Source organism: Sphingomonas panacisoli, from assembly GCF_007859635.1.
Classification (GTDB): domain Bacteria; phylum Pseudomonadota; class Alphaproteobacteria; order Sphingomonadales; family Sphingomonadaceae; genus Sphingomonas; species Sphingomonas panacisoli.
This window is the reverse complement of record NZ_CP042306.1, coordinates 2,623,114-2,642,471: the sequence shown is the minus strand read 5'-3', so window position 1 is coordinate 2,642,471 and position 19,358 is coordinate 2,623,114. Positions and strand designations below refer to the sequence as shown.

At 64.4% G+C, this 19,358-nt stretch carries 12 protein-coding genes; 3 read left to right on the top strand and 9 right to left on the bottom strand.

Annotation, left to right across the window (positions count from 1 at the left end; all coding sequences use genetic code 11):
* Positions 1-68 precede the first annotated feature (68 nt).
* The 6 genes from FPZ24_RS13110 to FPZ24_RS13085 form a co-directional block, all read right to left on the bottom strand.
* Positions 69-4,676: an NAD-glutamate dehydrogenase gene (locus FPZ24_RS13110; protein ID WP_146572689.1), complete on the bottom strand. Its 4,608-nt coding sequence runs from the start codon at positions 4,674-4,676 to the stop codon at positions 69-71.
* A 225-nt stretch (positions 4,677-4,901) separates the two neighbouring features.
* Positions 4,902-6,158: a PAS domain-containing protein gene (locus tag FPZ24_RS13105; RefSeq protein ID WP_146572687.1), complete on the bottom strand. Its 1,257-nt coding sequence runs from the start codon at positions 6,156-6,158 to the stop codon at positions 4,902-4,904.
* 219 nt (positions 6,159-6,377) lie between these two features.
* Complete coding sequence (locus FPZ24_RS13100) at positions 6,378-8,180, bottom strand: TonB-dependent receptor (protein ID WP_186728855.1); 1,803 nt, start codon at positions 8,178-8,180, stop codon at positions 6,378-6,380.
* A gap of 73 nt (positions 8,181-8,253) precedes the next feature.
* Positions 8,254-9,525, bottom strand: coding sequence for a TonB-dependent receptor plug domain-containing protein (locus tag FPZ24_RS13095; RefSeq protein ID WP_186728853.1), 1,272 nt, complete (start codon positions 9,523-9,525; stop codon positions 8,254-8,256).
* Positions 9,526-9,798: 273 nt separating this feature from the next.
* Positions 9,799-10,329: a PadR family transcriptional regulator gene (locus FPZ24_RS13090; protein WP_186728851.1), complete on the bottom strand. Its 531-nt coding sequence runs from the start codon at positions 10,327-10,329 to the stop codon at positions 9,799-9,801.
* Positions 10,330-10,379: 50 nt separating this feature from the next.
* Entirely contained in the window at positions 10,380-10,796 is a 417-nt protein-coding gene (locus FPZ24_RS13085) for a hypothetical protein (protein ID WP_146572679.1), read from the bottom strand.
* Positions 10,797-11,124: 328 nt separating this feature from the next.
* On the opposite strand from FPZ24_RS13085, the gene FPZ24_RS13080 reads away from it, so the two are divergent.
* Positions 11,125-11,685, top strand: coding sequence for a response regulator transcription factor (locus FPZ24_RS13080; protein WP_146572677.1), 561 nt, complete (start codon positions 11,125-11,127; stop codon positions 11,683-11,685).
* 576 nt (positions 11,686-12,261) lie between these two features.
* On the top strand, positions 12,262-15,300 hold the full coding sequence (locus FPZ24_RS13075; protein ID WP_146572675.1) for a TonB-dependent receptor domain-containing protein: 3,039 nt from the start codon (positions 12,262-12,264) through the stop codon (positions 15,298-15,300).
* Between the two features lie 110 nt (positions 15,301-15,410).
* Here FPZ24_RS13075 and FPZ24_RS13070 read toward each other — a convergent pair whose 3' ends face one another.
* Positions 15,411-15,821 (bottom strand): low affinity iron permease family protein, encoded by a 411-nt coding sequence (locus tag FPZ24_RS13070; RefSeq protein ID WP_146572673.1) that lies wholly within the window; start codon positions 15,819-15,821, stop codon positions 15,411-15,413.
* Positions 15,822-16,236: 415 nt separating this feature from the next.
* Here FPZ24_RS13070 and FPZ24_RS13065 point away from each other — a divergent pair, with 415 nt between their 5' ends.
* Entirely contained in the window at positions 16,237-17,016 is a 780-nt protein-coding gene (locus FPZ24_RS13065; RefSeq protein ID WP_146572671.1) for a transglutaminase-like domain-containing protein, read from the top strand.
* Here FPZ24_RS13065 and FPZ24_RS13060 read toward each other — a convergent pair.
* Together FPZ24_RS13060 and FPZ24_RS13055 are read right to left on the bottom strand one after the other, a co-directional pair.
* Positions 17,005-18,090 carry a heparan-alpha-glucosaminide N-acetyltransferase domain-containing protein gene (locus FPZ24_RS13060; RefSeq protein WP_146572669.1) on the bottom strand — a complete coding sequence of 362 codons (1,086 nt, stop codon included), beginning with the start codon at positions 18,088-18,090 and terminating at the stop codon, positions 17,005-17,007. The two genes, FPZ24_RS13065 and FPZ24_RS13060, sit on opposite strands and share 12 nt — an antisense overlap.
* Positions 18,087-19,358: a metal-dependent hydrolase family protein gene (locus tag FPZ24_RS13055; RefSeq protein WP_186728849.1), complete on the bottom strand. Its 1,272-nt coding sequence runs from the start codon at positions 19,356-19,358 to the stop codon at positions 18,087-18,089. The genes FPZ24_RS13060 and FPZ24_RS13055 overlap by 4 nt, the downstream gene beginning before the upstream one ends.

Below are 19,358 nucleotides of genomic sequence, written 5' to 3'. Positions count from 1 at the left end.
CATCAAAATGCCCTAATTGACTCACGTGTCAATTAAGATCGTTTCGATACTGAAATCAGTTGTGGATATTAGCGTCCCAGCAGCACCCGGGCCTGCCCGGCAATCTGCGCGAGCATCGCGGCGTTGGGTGCCGCCGCCGCCCGAGCGCGATCGACGACGCCCTTGAACTGCGCGACACGACCCGCATTCGCCGCGAGCCACGCATCCACGCAGCCCTCGGGATCCTTGCCGCCCGCGCGTTCGAGGAATTCGAGGCGCAACTGCTGGAAATCGCGCGCCAGGCCAGCGATCAGCAGGCGCTCCCACGGATCGCTCGAATTGATGCGCGCCGCGTTCGCCTGCGCCCAATCGAGCCCGAGCGCCTGGCCTAAATGGGTGAAGGCGCGAGTCAGCACGATCTCGTCTATCCCGGTTTCCGCGCCGAGATCGGCGAGGCCCACGGCGCCGTCCAGTTCAAACAGCCGCACGACTTTCTTCGCCAAACCGGCCGGTGCGCCGACCGCCTGCAAGTTCGCCGAAATCCGTGCGCTCTGGCTCGACGCTTCTTCGAGCAGCAATTGCTTGGTCTGGCGGTCGAGCGCACCGACGCCCTTGCCCAATCGCGCGAGTGTGGCGCCTGGGCTGGTGCCCGGCTTCATCACGCGGAGCAGATCGGCGATCTGGCTGCGCACCGCGACCGCGACCTCGTCGAACAATGCGAGGCGCCCGGCCTCGGGCATCGCGGTCGTCTCGATCTCGCGCCACAACGCGCCCAGGTCGAACAGCCGCTCGACCACAACGAACATCGCCGCGATGTCGCCCATCGCCGCGCCTTCTTCCTCGGCCAGCTCGAACGGATGCAGCACGCCCAGTCGGTTGATGATCCGGTTGGCGAGCTTGGTCGCGACGATTTCGCTGCGCAGGCGGTGTTCGTCGATCGCGGTCGCGAACTTCTTGCGCATCGCCGGCGGGAAGGCCGCATGGAGGTCGGGCCGCAACTCGTCGTCCTGACCGAGATCGGTGTGCTCGATCGCATCCTGCAGCGCGAGCTTTGCGGTCGCCAGCAGTACGGCGAGTTCGGGCCGGGTCAGTCCATGACCCTCGGCCTCGCGGCGCAGCAGCGTACCGTTGTCGCCTAGCCCTTCGACCACGCGGTCGAGCCGTCCGGTGCCTTCGAAAATCTCGATCAGTCGGACGTAGCTCGGCAACGCCTGCGCGCCGTCCTGCTCCATGATCGACAGCGCGAGCGTCTGAAGGCGGTTATCCTCCAGCACGAGGTGCGCGACATCGTCGGTCATCGATGCGAGCAAAGTGTTGCGCGCGGCGAACTTCAGCCGCCCTTCGATCATCTCGCGGTTCAGCGCGATCTTGATGTTGACCTCGTTGTCCGAACAATCGACGCCGGCCGAATTGTCGATAAAGTCGGTGTTGAGACGGCCGCCGCGCGATGCGAACGCGATGCGCGCGGCTTGCGTCACGCCCAGGTTCGCACCCTCGCCGATCGCGGTCGCGCGCAGATCCTCGGCGTTGACGCGGAGACGATCGTTGGCTGGGTCGCCGACCTCGATATGGTTTTCGGACGCCGCCTTCACATAAGTGCCGATGCCGCCGAACCAGATCAGATCGACCGGGCTCTTGAGGATCGCGGAGATCAGCGCGGCCGGCTCCAGCTCGTCGGCGCTGATGTCGAGCGCGGCCTTCACTTCCTTGGTCAGCGGAACCGTCTTGGCGGTGCGCGGGAAGACGCCGCCGCCCTTGGAGATCAGCGACGGGTTGTAGTCCGCCCAGCTCGACCGCGGCAGTGCGAACATGCGGGCGCGTTCGGCCCAGCTCGCCGCTGGATCGGGATCGGGGTCGAGGAAGATGTGGCGATGGTCGAACGCCGCGACGATCTTGAGCGTCTGCGACAGCAACATGCCGTTGCCGAACACGTCGCCCGACATGTCGCCGCAGCCGACGACGCGGATCGTCTCGGTCTGCACGTCCACCCCGCGCTCGGCGAAGTGGCGCTGGACGGAAACCCACGCGCCCTTGGCGGTGATGCCCATCGCCTTGTGGTCGTAGCCCACCGAGCCGCCGCTCGCGAATGCGTCGCCCAGCCAGAAGCCGTGGTCGATTGCGATTGCGTTGGCGACGTCGCTGAACGTCGCGGTGCCCTTGTCGGCGGCGACGACGAAGTACGGATCCTCGCCATCGTGGATCGCGACGCCCTGCGGGTGCACGATTTTGCCCTCGACGATGTTGTCGGTGACCGACAGCAAGGTACGGATGAAGATGCGGTAGCTTTCGGTGCCTTCGGCCAGCCACGCATCGCGATCGACCGCGGGCGAGGGGAGCTGCTTCGGATAGAAACCGCCCTTGGCGCCGGTCGGCACGATGACGGCGTTCTTGACGCGCTGCGCCTTCATCAGGCCGAGGATTTCGGTGCGGAAGTCGTCGCGGCGATCCGACCAGCGCAGCCCGCCGCGCGCGACCGGACCGGCGCGGAGATGAATACCCTCGACGCGTGGGCTATACACCCAGATCTCGCGCCACGGCAGCGGGGCGGGGAGGCCGGGGACCAAATGGCTGTCGAGCTTGAACGCCAGCGCCTCTTCGGCCGCCGGGGTGAACGCGTTGGTGCGGAGCGTCGCTGCGATCACGCCCTTGATCGAGCGCAGGATGCGATCGTCGTCGATCGCCGACACATCGTTCAGCCCCTTGGCGATCGCCTTTTCGGCCAGCGCGATGCCGTCGCCCCGCGTTCCGGCGGGCGAATGGGCGGCGAAAAAGCGGTCGATCAGCGCCTGCGCCACGTCGGGCGCGCGACGCAGCGCATCGACGACGGTCAGCAAGCCGTAGGACATGCCGGCCTGGCGCAGATAGCGGAACCACGCGCGGAACAGCACGGCCGACGCCGGCGCCATGTTGAGATCGACGATCAGGCGGTTGAACGCGTCGTTTTCGGCCGTGCCCTCCAGCACTTGCGCGATCGCGGTTTCGAGCACGGCGGTGTCGCCGTCGAATACGTTGGCGGCGCCGCCCGCGGCCTCGATCAGGAATTCGTGGATGAAGCCCTGGCCGTCATCGGTCAAAGCCGTCGGTACTTCCTCGATCACCCGGAAGCCGAAATTCTCGAGCACCGGCACCGCATCCGACAGCGCGATCGCGCCGCCGAGACGATAGAGGTTGAGCCGCGCCTGGCCCTGCTCGTCGCGGTACAGCCGGACAGCGCGCTGTCCGGGATCCTCGAGCGTCGCGAGGCTGAGGATGTCGCGCGCCGCTTCGTCGGCGGTATTCATCGTGCGATAGCTTTGCGGGAAGCAGTTCGCCCAGCGCAGCGCAAGGCGCGTCGCGCGAGTCGCGTCGGCCTCGGCGAGCGCGGCTTCGACGCCCGGCGCCCAGCCGCGCATCATGCGCGCGAGCCGCGCGTCGAGCGCCGCTTCGTCGGGCATCGCGTCACGTCCGCGCAGGTCGATCGTGTAGCGGATCAGCGCGACGACATCGTCCATCGCCACCGCCCAGTTGAGCACCGGGCCACCCGCCGCTTCCGCCAGCATATCGCCGACGGCAAGACGCCGCGCGGTGGTCAGTTCGTCGCGCGGCAGCCACACGAAGGCGAACAGATGTCGGCCGAGGATCGACTTGGCGAGGACCAGCTTGGGCCGCGGCCGGTCGGCCAGGCTCATCGCGGTCAGCGCGACATCCTCCAGCGCCTGCGGGCTGAACGCAATCAGCAGGTCGTGGGGCAGGGTGGTCAGCGCATGCTCGAGCGCCTTGCCGGCATGCCCCTTGGGATCGAACCCGAACTTCTTCTGCAACTGCGCGAGGCGCGTGCGGAGCAGGGGAATGTCGTCGGGCGGCGTGTTGAGCGCGGACGAGGTCCACAAGCCAGCATGGATCGACAGGCCCGTTACCTTGCCGCCGTCGCGGATCGGCACGACGACCAGGTCGAGCGGGATGTGGCGGTGGACGCCCGAAATGAAATTGGACTTGAGCAGCAACGGGGCTTCGCCGCCATCCTCGAACCATTTGACCGCCAGCGCGCGTGACGCTTCGGCCAGGATCGGCACCTCGTGCTTGTTGCGGCAAATGCCGAGCGGCGACTTCGCGCCGGCGTCGCGACCGTACCGGGCATGGCCGAGCAAGGTGAAGTGACGGTCGAGGAACCAGTCGAGCAACGCCGCGCCTTCGCCCGTCAGCGTCTTCGCGTCCTTCGCCATCGCGTCCTGCAACGCGACCCAATCGGTCACCGCGGCGCGGACGTCCTTCAGATTGGCGTCGAGCGCGGTGATCAGGCTGCGGCGCTCGCGCGCGTCGGCGCGTTCCATCTCGATATAGATCATCGATTCGGGGTTGCCGTCGCCGACCCCCATCAGGCCGCCGTGCGGATCGCGCGACACGGGAATGACGGGGTGGATGATGCGATCGACCGCAATGTCCTGGCTGGCGATCGTCGCCGCGATCGAATCGACCAGGAACGGCATGTCGTCGTTGACGATCGCCACGCGCATGCGGCGGTTGGGATCGTTCGCCGCGATCGGCTCGATGACCATCACCGGCTCGCCCGGCGGGCGGTTGTAGGCGGCGGTCGCGACGAAGGCGGCCGCCTCCGCCCGCTCGGCCTTGCCGAACCCCTGCAACTCGCCCGGAAGCGCACCCTTGATCAGCCGTTCCGCAAGCGCGTCCGACAGCGATTTCAGATTGGTCTTGGCCATGCGCGCAGCCCTACGCCGGGTGTGCGCGAGGCTCAAGTTTAGTTTCGGACGATACCGGTTGGCGAGGCTAAGTTGACACCAGGTTGACACTAGCGACGTCGATCCGCCACCGGCCGGATCGGTCAACAAAATGCCTTGATGTCAAAGAGCTGTGGGAGCGTCCTGACAGTCGAAATCCAACATTGCAAGGGTCGCGATGTTGGCCCTGCGCCTGCAGCGAAAGGCTTACTTGGCTGCCTTGATCACGCGGGACGCGAGACCGCGGTCGTTGGCCACCGAGGCGACGATATCAACCGTGCCATCGCCGGTTGCGCGACCGAGCAGCACGACCAGTTCGCCGGCTTCCAACCCGGTCGCGAACTCGACGCTCGCCAGCACCAGGCGTTCGGCGATGTCGGCAAGCGGATCGCGCTCTTCGGCCTTGGCCGGGTTGCGCGCGGCGCGTTCGGCGGCGACGACGGCCTTGATGCCGCCCTCGACCGTTTCGAGCACCTCGGTCAGCTGGCCCACGCCGATTGCATGGCGACGCGCATGGCTGAGTACTGCGGCGAACTCGGTCAGCCGCGCCTTGTCGTAGTTGGCGCCGAACACGAGCTTGGCGACGGCGGTCATCGGCGCGCGGTCCTGGACCGTGACACCGGCGTCTTCGAGCAATTCTTCGTAGGTCGCGCGGTCGTCATCGGCGGCGAGACCGAAATCGTGGGCACGGCCGAGTGCGCGGTAGAGCGCGGCGCGGCTGCGCGTGTCGGCATTGGTCGCGGCGGTCGCGCTCTCGCGGGCTTGATGGAGCTTGCCGGGCAGGTCGTCAGCGACGTCCTCCTCGACCTCGGTCGCGACTTCCGCCGCGGGACCGTCGGCCCAGACCGGTGCGGTGGCGACCGGCTTCGGCGCGGCGCGGAGAGCGGCATCGACTTCGGCGTCCAGGCTGGCCTGGGTCTCGGCGTCGACCATCTCCTTCCAATTGATCACGCCGTAGATGAAATCGATCGTGTCTTCGTTCGACGAAAACGGCATCAGAATGCCACGATACATCGTGTTGTGACCGCGCAAGCCCATGAACTCGGCCTCGAAGCCGATCGGCGCGCGGTTGGCGATGATCTGGAGATAATGGTCGGTCAGCCGCGACAGTAGCGAGCGGCTCGGCACTTGCGAGATATGCGTGATCGACGCGTCGTGGCCGGTCTCTTCGCGCAGATCGGCGCCGAGGAACGCGATCTTCGGATCCTCGATCCCGTCCGAGAAATCGAGCAGGACCGAATGCGATCCGAAATCGGCGATGTTGGCGGGATCGAGGTCCTCGATCGACGGATAGGCGCGGCCGCGCAGCAGCGAGACCCAATGATTGTACGCGCGCACGTGCATGCGGCGTTCGTCGGTGCCGATGACCGCCGGCGTCGGCTCGTCGGCCGCGATGTCGGCGGTGTTGCCGCTCACCTGATCGGCATCGTCCCGGTCTTCGTCAAAGCCGCGCTGCGTATCCATGCACAATCCCCATGGGCATCACTCGCCCCTTCGTCAGCGGCCGTTTTGCACCCGGCGTGGTAAACGTTGCGTAAACTGACCTGGGTTGGGCCGGATCGGCGGGCGCGGGCGCGTCTGGGACGTGCAACGGCGCGCTCTCGTGGTGATATCCACGCGGCGATTATCCCAAAAAAGGCCGCCCCGTGAGGAGCGGCCCAAGTTTTCGGTCTTTAGGTTGGACTAGAAATCGACCTTCGCGCCGACACGGAAGAAACGACCGATGAATAGGCTGTCGCTCCAGGCGGGCTGGAACTGATACAGGCCGTAACCGCCGTTCGGGTCATAGCTTGGCTTCTTGTTGAGCAGATTCTTGACGTCGACGTACAGCGTGAAGCGGCTCTGGATCTTCACCTCGGCGTGACCGTCGAGGTAGAATACCGACTTCGTGTTGCACTGGACCGGCGACCCATCGGGGAATGCGGCGAGCTGACCGTTGTCGGCGCTCGCCTGACAATCCTTGTAAACGCCACCCGAGTCAGTCGCGGTCGAGGAGTAACCTGCGGTGTAATAGGCGGTCAGGCTGATGTTGCCATTGCCGTTGAAGTCCAGCGTGTTCTGCCACGTGCCACGCCATTTCGGCGCGCCCGAGCAAGCGGTGATCCCGCACTGACCAAGCGAATCGTCGAAGCGGTTGACTGTTCCGTTTTCGAGCGTCTGGTCGAGGCGCAGTAGCAACGAAGCGTTGGCGCTCGATGTCCACTTGATCCCGTTCGTGATCTGCAGGCGGCCGGAAACCGAGAAGTCCAGGCCACGCGCCTGGAACTGGTTGGCATTCTTGTACGATGCAGCGATGGATCCGATCGTCGGCAGAGCAGCAGGGTTTAGCGCGTCGGGTACGCCCGGTGTGACGACGATGCCCGGGAGGTTAACGACGCCGTTATTGCTATAATATTGCGCGAAGACTTCCGGCGAAGCCGACGCGCCGATGATCACGTTCTTGATCTTCGTCTGCCAGAAATCCGCCGTGATCGTGATAGCTGGAATAGGGGTGAGCACGACACCCGCAGTGAACGACTGCGACTTTTCCGGTTTCAGGTTCGGATTTCCCGACGAGGTCAAGCCATAGCCATAGCCGGCTAGGTAAGCCGGATTGGTGGCATGCGCCGCACAAAAGGCAGTGTAGAGTGCCGACCCACAGGGAGTTAACGCTACAGCGAAGCCGGTGGTCGGCAACGCAAACGATTCGCTGAAGCTCGGCGCGCGGAATCCGCGCGAATATGTGCCGCGCAGTTTGATTTGCTCGATTGGCTTGAACTCGGCTTCGAACTTCGGCGAGAACGCCTTCTGGCCGCTCGAATAGCTGTCGTACGAACCAAGGGCCTTGAGCTTCAGCTTGTCGAAAACCGGAACGGTGACTTCGTAACCCGCTGACCAGACGTGGCGCTTACCGACCACGCTGACGGCGTTGATTTGATAATAGCGTGCATTCGGATTGGCCGCATTCGGCGCGTTAGCGCTGGGCTGGTTGATCGATTCGTAGCGGAACTGGCCTGTCACCGCCACATTGACGGCGCCACCCGGCAACTTGAATAGATCCTTGTCGACCGAAGCCTGAATCTGCGTCAGCTTGGAGATCGATCGGTTGTTTTGGGGCCTGAACACGCTGTCATGCTGTGCCTGTGTGTTCAGCGATTGATCGACGAAGTTATACGTCCCCTTCGCGATCGCGTCCATCAGACCCTGCAGGTAGATGTAGCCGCGATTTTGTGTCTTGAGTATCACCGACGACACCGTGCCGTTCAGGGCGACATTCCAACCGTCACCAAACGTCCCATTGATACCGCCCGTGAACCGGTAAGTCTTGGTATCGGTATTGGTGGTCAACGATTCGCGCGGTATGGCGGTAAGGCGAGCAAGCTGGCCTGCGGCGGCGAACGGGTTGTTCGGGTTCAGCGTGCCGTTTGCTGCCGTACAACCAGAGGCCAACAACTGATTTGCAGCATTAAGCGCGCTAGTGCCCGCGGCGCAAACGTAGACCGGCAAATAAATTTGCGAGACGACGGAGATGACGCCGCCGTTCGCGGTCTGGCCGTTAAAGCCGTACGGGCCCGCATTGTTACCCGTGGTCGAAGTATTGAAAGTAGTTGGCCATTACATAGGCCTCGCCGAACGATCCAAGCTTGAAGGTCGCGCGAGCGTTCAAGCCCTTACGAGTAATGTTCGAGTTGTACGCGCGATACTCGGCAACCGTGTCCTCCTGGCAGACCGTCGCCGGCGCGATCAGGTTACCGGCGGCGTCGGAGCCACCTCCGGCGCGCTGCGCGGCGGTAAGCGTATACGGCGTCAGATTTTGGCAACCCAGTGCTGGGTTGAGCAATTGATTGCTGCCGAGTGATGCTAACGTCGTGGCGTCGTAGGGGCGAACGAATGGAACCGAGGTCCCGGCGAAGCCGCCATACGTGCCGTTGGCCTGAATACCGTTGCGGATACCGTTAAATAGGCATCCCTGAGCGGCAGTGCCGCAAATGCTGCTCTGGTTGGCGGTACCGAATGGAAACCCACGATCACGCAGAAACAGCGGATCGCTCTTCTGATACTCGCCGTTGACGTAGACGTTGAAGCCTTGCTCGTCGAGCTTGCCGTAGCCCGCAGTCGCGCTCAGCTTGCGTTCGCCATCGTCGCTACGTTGCGAGATGGCAGCCGAACCGTTCAGGTGCAGCCCGGTGATCTCGCGCTTGACGATGACGTTGATGACGCCCGCGATCGCATCCGAACCGTAAGTCGCCGACGCGCCGTCCTGCAACACATCGACTCTATCGACGATCGACGACGGAATGGTGTTGATATCGACGAAGGTACGATAGCCATCGTCCCCGAGCGGATAGAATGCGGTGCGCATGCCGTTGAAGAGCACGAGAGAATAGGCGTTGTTCAGGCCGCGCAGCGACGGCGAGCTGGCGCCGGTGGCGAAACCGAACGACGACCAGCTGGGAGACGCGGTGCCGGCGTTGTTGGCGCTCAGCAGCTGCAGTGCGTCGGCGACGGTGCTGATGCCGCGATTCTGCAGGTCGGCTGCAGTGACCGAGACGACCGGCGACGCGGTCGCGGCGGCCGGATTGCGCGAGATCGAGCCGGTGACGACGATGTCGGCGCTCGACGGCGCAGCTTGATCCTGCGCGTCGGGAGCCGCGGCGGGGGCGGGAGCGGCGGCGGCCGCATCCTGCGCCATCGCCGGGTTGGCGAATACCGTTGCGGCAAAGCCGGCGCCGACCAGCGTCAGCGCGCGGAGCGCGGTGCTGCCGCGCAGCGAGCGCGAGAAAGTCACATTCATGAGATGAGCCCCTTGTTGACCATCGATTTGACCGGCATGCCGGATAATACGCGTCATACTATTCGAGGCTCTAGAGGCAATGGTGTTAAAAATTCTGTCATAAGCTGTGTCGTAACGGCAACATCGCCAAAGGGGCGGCCATCCCCGATCGCGCGGCGAGCTGAGATTGATACGAACGGTATCTATGTCTGTTGCGCGGGGTCTTATGGGACATCCGGTTGCACGCCGCGTCGATGCGTCACGGCCATGATCGCGCTCCATCACGCGAGTGCGTCACCTTAACGAGCATGTCATCTGGGTCGGCACGTTCGGGCCGAGCCCGGGCAGCGGTTACTCGACGAGACTCGCCATGGCCGCGTTGATCCACGCCGCCCGGGCGGCGTTGGACAACCTGGCATGCTCGAGCTCCAGGCTCTGCAGCGTATCGGTGTCCTCGGGCTGAAGCTCGTCCAACTGGGCGGCCGTCTGCTTCACCACTTGCCGTAAATCCAGCAACCAGGTCTTGAGATCCGCCTTGGACATGAGATCGGCGAACCGAATCTTCGTGCGCCACGGATCTTCGGGCAGCGTTTCCGCCGGACTGACGAGCATCAGCCAATGCTGGACAGCCTCCTCGCCCGCCTTGGTGCAGGTAAGGTGTTCGGACGCGCGCTTACCCCGCGCCGTCGCTTCGGCGGTGAGCAGGCCCTGCGCCTTCAATCGCTCGATCGCCGGATAGACGCTGCCGGGACTGTCGGAGACGTTGGTCGCCATCGTATCGGCGAGCGATTTTCGGACGAAATAGGCGGTGGTCGGCTGCCATTTGCGAACGAGCGCCAGAACATGGCTTTCGAGACGACTGAGTTGGACGACCTTGGCCACGACCGCTCTATGCATCGTCGCCGAAGGTTACGCAACGTATTATGCCAAGTTCAGTGAGATCGCGACGAAATCGGCACAGTCGATGGTGCGGCATGCGCGAAGCGACTGCTCGTGCGTCCAAATATCGTGGCTGTTGAATGCTGTACGATCGCCTCCCGCGACAGCGCGCGTGCCCGGTCGCCGTCGTAAGTCGCGTACCAAAGATGGATTTGGGCGGCCAAGACGCGGCAGGACGGCGATTTTCGACCAGTCGTATGACGATCCAGCGAGACTAACCTCGCCTCGATCTCGCCTTCGTCTGCCCGGTGCGTTGCCAGCGAATGAACGTCGTCGATCGCTGAACCGACCAGTGCGCGCATCTCGAGATGCGCCAGTCGCGTACGCCCGAACGACGGAGCGTCGCTGCCACGCGCCGTGCTCACGCCAGAAGTTTTGAACCGACCTGCCATATGGGCTGACTTATCCATGGGCCCCCACTGCTCCTGGAAGAAAGTACGTAAGCGCTTATGCATAGTTGGGTGTGAAAGCAAATTCGCTGGCGAACGGTCGCGTCATGAAGGAGGGCGACAGCCGCTTCGCGGTGCAGCGTTCCGATGGTCGGCGAGTTGACCCATCGCTAGCCGTGCGAAGACCGTCGCCGACACCGCAAACACGAACAAGATACGTAGCGTACTAAGATAGTGCGGCTCTTTCGACGGCTCTGCACTGGAAACCCCGTCATGAGTGCCACCCCGGGACGAACGCCCGCAGATAAATAGGCATTGCAAATAACAATACGAAACGTATTATATGCTCATGAAGCAGGAGAGGGCCAGGGCTGAAGAGCGCTTCGCTGCGAATGACGGCGGCTTCCTCGATGCGCCGATCGAAGACATGCCGCAGGACACGGCCGAAAACTCGGCGTCCGATCCGTTCTACGCCATCGACGTAAGGGCGCTTGAAAGTTCGCCGCTTTGCTGCTCCTGCTGCGGCGTCACGCTCGACCAGGTTACTACGTCGGTGATCAAGCGCGGCGCCCTGACGATCCAGCGCGAGAATTTTGCGGTGTCGTGGCGCGCCAAGCCGATCGCGCTATCGCCGACCGAAACGGAGATGCTCGCGTCGATTGCCGCGCGGGGATATGCCTCGTTCTCGAGCATCAGTGCGGTGCTGACGAATTTGGGGCTGAGTCCGCGTACACGCGACGTGCTGCTTCACCGCATCCGAAGGAAGTTTCAGGCCGTCGGCGCCGCGGCGCCGTTCGCGCGATGCGGCAATGCCGGACTGCGCCTCGTCGTCGAACCCGATGAACAGGGATCGACCGCCACCGTCATCGGACTGCGGAGCGCCCCGACCACATTCGTCACCGCGCGCTGATCGTCATGCAATGTGGCGGTCGAACGGCGGTGCGTCGGTCGATTGCGTGTCGGCTTGAATTCGCTCGTCCTATGTGGCGTTCAAGAAGGTAGAACTGGGCAAGCATCGCGGCTGGCGCCAGCGACTGCCCCGTTTGAATTCAACGACTCAATCCGGCAGCCGAGATATTTTTACCGCGGAAAAGTCAGGCCGCTCGCGGGGGCTGCGACATGCTCTGCGCGGCGGATGTCGGATCGGTGCGACGCGTCTTTATCGGAGTTTCACGGTCAAATTCCTGTGATTAACGGCGCGGCAAGCGACCGCCCCGACGCATTTACGCTTTGCGATACGCCGCTGGCGACGCGTCGATCGTAATCGCGCCAGTAAAGTTTGTGTAAAGCTTTTTAGATCGAGCAATGTTGGATTGTGTCTGTCCGGGTACGTTTGCCTAATATCTCCAGGATAGGGCAGGATCGGGTTCTTTCACTGAAATAATTTCCCCGTTAGTTCTCGTACAAGGTGGCGATGAACCGCCGCAGGGATGGGCTGTGGACGCGAACAATTGTCGCCACAGGTCAAAATTTGGGGAATGTGATTATGAATGTTGTTCGTTCGACGTCGAAGCTGCGCCTGCTGACCACGGCCGCGCCGTTGGGGTTGCTGGCGATGATCGCTACGCCTGCCGCTGCGCAGACTGCGCCGGCCACCGCTCCGGTCGCCGCTGATGACCAGGCGGCGCCCGCCGCGTCGGACACGCCGGACATCGTCGTGACCGGTACGCTGTTCAGCACGAAGGGTCTGACCACGACGCCGTCGCCGGTGACCGTGCTGACCGCGGAGACCTTGGACAAGGCCGGCATCACCAACGTGTCCGACGCGGTGCGTTCGATCTCGGCCGACGGCGCGGGTTCGATCGGCAACGGCTTTTCGAGCGGCTTCTCGGCCGGTGGCTCGGCGGTCTCGCTGCGCAACCTCGGCGTGTCGTCGACGGTCACGCTGATCGACGGTCAGCGCTCGGCCAACTTCCCGCTGAACGACGACGGTCACAACAATTACGTCGACCTCAACTCGATCCCGATGGTCAATGTGGCCAGCGTGCAGGTGCTCAAGGACGGCGCCTCGTCGCTGTACGGCGCGGACGCGATCGGCGGCGTGGTCAACATCATCACGCGCAAGACCGTGAACGGTGTCGAAGGCGGCATCGACGGCGGCGTGTCGGAACGCGGCGACCTGCCGAAATATCGTGCGCGCCTGCTCGCCGGGTTCGGCGACTACAACACGCAAGGCTTCAATATCTATATCGGCGCCGACTACGACCGTAGCGGCCTGGTCACCAACGACTCGCTCGGCTTCCCGTTCAACACGACCGACCTGCGCGCGATCGGCGGCACAGACAATAATCGTGGTGACGACACGCTGACCTCGGCGTCGCCCAATGCGGTCGTCACGCGTACGACGCAGACCGATCTCAACAACCCGTTGGCGGGTTCGGTCGCCAACGCCACGACGCCGGCGATTTTCAACTCGCTGACCCCGCTCGCCAACTGCCCGTACGGCACCTTCTCGGAAAATAATGCGACGCGTGTCGGCTCGGCCTGTGCGCACGACCTGCAGAAAGAATATCAGATCTTCCTGCCGAAGCAGGAGCGCTACGACTTCGTCGGTCGCGCCAGCTTCCGTCTCGGTAGCAGCATCGAAGGCTATCTGTCGGGCAGCTATTCGCGAAATCGCGTCGATATCACAAACGCACCGTACCCTATCCGCCAGACCCAGGCATTCGGCGGTAGCCCGGCGACCGCGACCAGCGCCCCCGGCATCGTTCTGCCGGTGTGGATCTGCCCGTCGGGCGTGAACTGCGCGGATCCGGCGACCGCCGGCCGCACGCTCAACCCGAACAACCCCTACGCCGCTGCGTTCGCCGCTACCCCGGCAGCCGGCGCCGCGCGGCTTTATTATTCGTTCGGCGATATCCCCAACGGAACCAAGCGCATCAACACGGTCTACCGGATCACCGGCGGGCTGAAGGGCAGCATCGGCGATAACTGGAACTGGAACATCAATTCCGCTTATTCGCGCGATAACCTTGATCTCACCCGGTATGGAGCGTTCAACCTGGCCGGCCTGGTCAAGGCGATCAACACGGGCGCCTACAACTTCGTCGACCCGAGCCTGAACAGCCAGGCGGTGCGCGACATGGTGGCGCCAACGATCGCAGCCAAGTCGGATTCGACCGAGTTCACGGTCGACGCGACGGTCAGCGGCAAGCTGATGACGCTGTCGGGCGGCGATCTGCAGCTCGCGGTCGGCGGCCAGTTCCGCCGCGAGGAGTTGAACAACCGCAGCATCAACCCGAACCTCGACCTGCCGGGCGTCTCGACCGCGCAGGCGTTCGGCAAGCGCTCGGTCTGGGCCGGCTATTTCGAACTCGACGCGCCGGTCCTCAGCATCCTCGATATCCAGGTGTCGGGCCGCTACGACCATTATTCGACGGGCATCGGCCGGTTCTCGCCGAAGGTCGGCGTGAAGTTCGAGCCGGTGAAGGGCGTCGCGCTGCGCGGCACCTATTCGGAGGGCTTCCGTGCCCCGACCTTCGCCGAATCGGATCCGCGCAGCTCGTTCTCGGGCTTCGTCGGCTACACCCCGAACGCCGCGTTCATCGCCGCCCATGCGGGCAATGCGGGCTACAGCGCCAACTACGCATTGGGCCGCGGTTTCGTCGGTAACCCGAACATCCAGCCGGAAATCTCGCGCAGCTTCACGGCGGGTGCGATCATCGATCCGGTGCCGTGGCTGACGTTCACGGCCGATTACTTCCGCGTGAAGAAGTCGAACCTGATCATCACCGGTCCGCTGGTGGCCGATGCGATCAACGCCTACTATTCGGTCGCGAACCAGACCTTCGCATCGGCCGCCGCCGCATCGGCCGCGGGCTGTGCCAAGGTCGCCGCGATCGGGGCGGGCTATTCGTGCAACGTCGTCGACGGCGCCGATCCCTCGAACCTCAACTCGCTGCCGCGTCTGCTGGTGGTCAACGCGCCGTACGTGAACTCGGCGTACCTGGTCATTTCGGGCCTCGAGTTCAGCCTCGATGCGCGCATTCCGATCTCGGACGGCGTGCGGTTCGAAAGCCGCCTCGACGTCCAGGAAACGCTGCAATACGACCTGCATCCGACGGGCAGCGCGGTGCAGAAATATGCCGGCACGGTGGGTCCGGAAGATCTGTCGTCGGGTGGCGGTACGCCGCGCTGGCGCGGCAACTGGCAGAACTCGCTGGTCGCCGGTCCGTTCTCGCTGACCGCGACGACCTATTATATCAGCCGCATCAAGGCGGTCGCCGCCGACCAGGCATCGTCGGTCAACGGCGACATCTCGTGCAACGCGGCGATCTACAAGGTCGCGGGTCAACCGGTGGAGAAGTTCTGCTACGTCAAGAAGTTCATCTACACCGACCTGAACCTCGGCGCGAAGGTGAGCGATCAGTTCTCGTTCTCGCTGACCGTGGGCAACGTGTTCGGCGCCCGCGCACCGACATTCGCGAACGTCGCCTATATCGGCCAGACCAACTATCTGGCATCCTGGCACGCGGCCGGCCTCATCGGCCGGACGTTCAAGGCAGGCGCCACGTTCAAGTTCTAATGCGCTGAGAGGCGAAGCGGCGGGTTGCTGGATAGTTCACTATTCAGCGACCCGTACTCGCATCCGATCATCGACGCCTGGCCGTGGAACTGCCCTGACATCCACTGATTTTAGTACCGCGCCAGCAGCCGTTCGACGGTAGGCCGCGCGGTCGCGTCCTTACCGTCTGCATCCTTCATATCCCGCTCCAGCGCGTTGCGGATCTCGCAGATCTGCGCATCGGTCAGGTGTTCGATCCCGACGAACTCGACCCGCGCCTTGTCGACGGCGCGAATCAACTCGTCGAGCTTCGCCTGCATCGCGGCGCTGTCGCGATTCTGGCTGTTCTGGATCAGAAAGACCGCCAGGAACGTGAGCACCGTGGTGGCGGTGTTGATGACGAGCTGCCACGTATCGGAATAGTGGAGCGGCGGGCCGGTCATGGCCCATATGATCACCGAAAAGGTGGCCGCGACGAACGCAAAAGGATGCCCCATCCAGCCCGCCGACCGGGTGGCGACGCGGGTAAAAAATTGATCCATGACTCGACCAACCTCGTAGAAAACGACGCGGGTAGAATTGGTTGTTGGTCGATATCGTTCCGCGTCCGGACTAATAATGTTATGTCGATCGCTGTGCCGCGGCCCGCCCGGAGCCAATACCAAGGCGCCGCATCTGAGCGATGACATCGGCTACGGGCCGCCCGAGCGACGCCGCCATTTCCGCAGGCGACCAGCCTTTCCACAGCAACGCCCGCAAGCGCCTATTAGCGGCTTCGGGCCAGGACGTTTCGATCATCAACATACCCGCTCCGCGAATGATTGGAGGGGAATCGAACGCATCGGTGTCTCGGCGGTTTCGGCCAAATTACTGCGGGCTAACTTGGGTCAGGTAGATTCCGGCGATCCGTGCGAAACGCGCTGGCGCTGGAGGACCGTTTCCGCTTGGGTATTGGCTATGCGCCTCTCGATCACCGCCTTTCTCGACTACAGCCTCCCCCGACCGGCCGACCTGTTGATTGCGCTGGAGGTCGCGCAAACTCCCGATCAGGAACTCATCGAGGATTTGTTGACGGTCGGCGGTACCGGACCGTTGACGCCGATCGCTGCCGATGACGGGCTGGGACGGCGAACCTGGGCGCGGGGCGCAGGCAGGGTGACTGCGCGCTATACCGCGACGGTCGATGTCGAGCGGCCAGCGACACTTCTGGCGGGGCTCGCGGCGGACGATGTGAAAAGCTTGCCGGCCAGCGTCGTATCCTACCTATTTCCAAGCCGATATTGCGAGTCCGACCGATTGGAAGAAGCGGTCCTGCGTGACTACGGACATCTGTCCGGCGGCGACAAAATCGCGGCGATGGTCGCGTGGATCCGTGCGCATTTGACCTACGAACCGAGCGGCAAACTCGGCACCACCGCCATCGACACGATGATCGCGCGGCGCGGCGTATGCCGGGACTATTCGCACTTGCTGATCGCGATGGCGCGCGCGGCGGACATTCCGGCGCGGATGGTCGGCGCCTATGCCTGGGCGCTCGAGCCGGAGGATTTCCACGCGGTGGTCGAGGTGTGGCTCGACGGCGGCTGGCGGCTGGTCGATCCGACCGGCTTGGCGCCGGAAGAAGGCATCGCGCGGATCGGGGTGGGGCGCGACGCCACCGATATCAGTTTCCTGACGATCTTCGGCCGCGCCGACCTGATCGAGCAACGCGTGTCGGTGACGCGGCTAGACGCGTAACGTCCAGCCGCGGCGGATGAGCCGCAGGGTGATCGCGATCGACAGCATGCCGGCGAGTACCGCGTAGAGCATCGACGCCGAGCCGGGCGGCATGCCGGTTCGTTTGATCGACCCGTACATTTCCCCGCCCAGGGTCCAGGTGCCGAAATGCTGGATCAGCGCGATCGTGACGAAATCGTGGACGACGTAGAGCGTCAGCGCCGCGCCGCCGAGGATCGCGATCAATCGCACCGGCATCCACGTTCCGATCCGCGACCACGCCGCTTTAAGGGTCGTCAACAGCGCGAGCCCGATGCCGGCATTGATCAACGCGAAACTCGGCGTCCACAGCGCCTTGTTGACCGGCCACAGCATGATAGTCGCTATACCGACCGCTCCCGTCAGTATCGCGCCGGCGAGCCATACGCGCATCGGCCGGTCGGCGTTCAGCGCCAACCGCTGCATCGCAACCCCGATCATCGCGGTGGCGATCGACGACAAGGTGCCGAGCGGTCCTTCGGGATCGAACGTCACGCCATACATTCGCGTGCCGCCCAGGATCGCGCGGTCGAGCCAGCCCGACATGCCCTGGCCCGGTTCCATGCTCGCCGCGACCTCACCCGGCGCCGGCGAAAGGAGCAGCGCGCCGTGCAGCGCCAGAAGGACAACCGCCGCGATCGCCGGCACCTTCCACGACCGGGTCGATCGCACCGTTAGCGCACAGACCAGGTAGACGACCCCGATCCGCTGGAGCACGCCGGTAAAGCGCATGTCCGCGCGATAGATGCTGGGGTGGACGATCAGGGCGATGCCGAACCCGATCAGCCAGAGCAGCACCGCGCGGCGCACGATCCGGCCGATGCCGATGCGCGGCTCGCGCCTGTCCTGCGCCAGCGGCAGCGACAGCCCGACCGCGAGCAGGAACATCGGAAAGACGAGATCGGCAACGGTCAGCCCGTTCCACACCGCGTGCACGATCCACGGAAAGGCGTCGTTCTCCGACCCTTGCAGGTTGGCGAGCACCATGCCGATGATCGCGACGCCGCGCAACGCGTCGAGCGCGGTATCGCGGGTGCGGGCGGGGCCTGTGGTCATCGGACGACCGCGCCGCCCTTCATGATCATCGCGACGCGGCGGACGGCGGTGATGTCGGCAGTGGGATCGCCCGGCACTGCGACGAGGTCGGCGAGCAACCCCGGCTTCACCGCGCCGAGTTTCTTGTCGAGCCCGAACCAGCGCGCATTGCCCCAGGTCGCCGCGATCAGCACTTGCGCCGGGGTCATGCCGGCCGCGGCCATCAACTCCATCTCGAGCGCATTGGTGCCGTGCGCGAACACCCCGACATCGCCGCCCATGCACATCCGCACGCCAGCCTTCAGCGCGAGCTTGAAGCTCGATCGATTGAGCGCCACCGGTGCCGGCGCCGGTTCGCTGCCGTCCCAGCCGCGATACCGCGACGTCGCGTCCGACGCGGCAAGCGTGGGGCATAGAGCGATGCCCTTGGCGACCATGCTTGCGAAGATTTCCGGCGTCCCGCCATAGCCGTGCTCGATCGTATCGACCCCGGCGGCGATCGCGCGGCGCATGCCCTCGGCAGTGGCCGCGTGGACCGCGACCGGGCGGCCGGCATCGTGCGCGGCGGCGACGGCGGCCTTCATTTCCTCCAGGCTCAGGGTCGCGCGGCTGTCCTCGCCGGGACGCCAGCGATAGTCGGCGTAGAGCTTGATCCAGTCGGCGCCGGCGGCGATCTGGCGGCGCACCGCGGCAACGATCGAGTCCACACCGGAAACTTCCTCCGCGCCTTGCGGAATCTCGACGCCCGGCTCGAACCCTTTCGGCCCATATGCCCCCAGCGCCACGATCGCGCGGGTCGCGACCTGCAGACGCGGCCCGGGTACGATGCCCTTCGCAATCGCATCGCGCAGGCCCACATCGGCATAGCCCGCGCCTTCGGTGCCGAGGTCGCGCTCGCTGGTGAACCCGGCCATCAGCGTGGCGAGGGCGCTGGCGACGGCACGGGCCGTCCGTAGCGCGAGCGCCTCGTGCAGCACTTGATCGTCCCACGGCGTTTCGTTGTACGGGTGCAGGAACAGATGTCCGTGGCCCTCGATCATCCCGGGCATCAGCGTGTCGCCGGGCAAATCGATCACCTGCGCGCCGGCGGGGGCGGACAGATTGGGGCCGACCGCGGCGATCCTGTCGCCTTCGACCAGCACTTGCCAGCCGCGATGGACCTGACCGTCGATGCCGTCGAACACCGCAGCGGGCTTGAGCAGGATCGCGGTGGCGGCGGGCGTTTCGGCAGCGGGGAGGATGGTCGCGGGGCCGATCAAGATCGCCAGTATCAACGCCAGCCAGCGCAT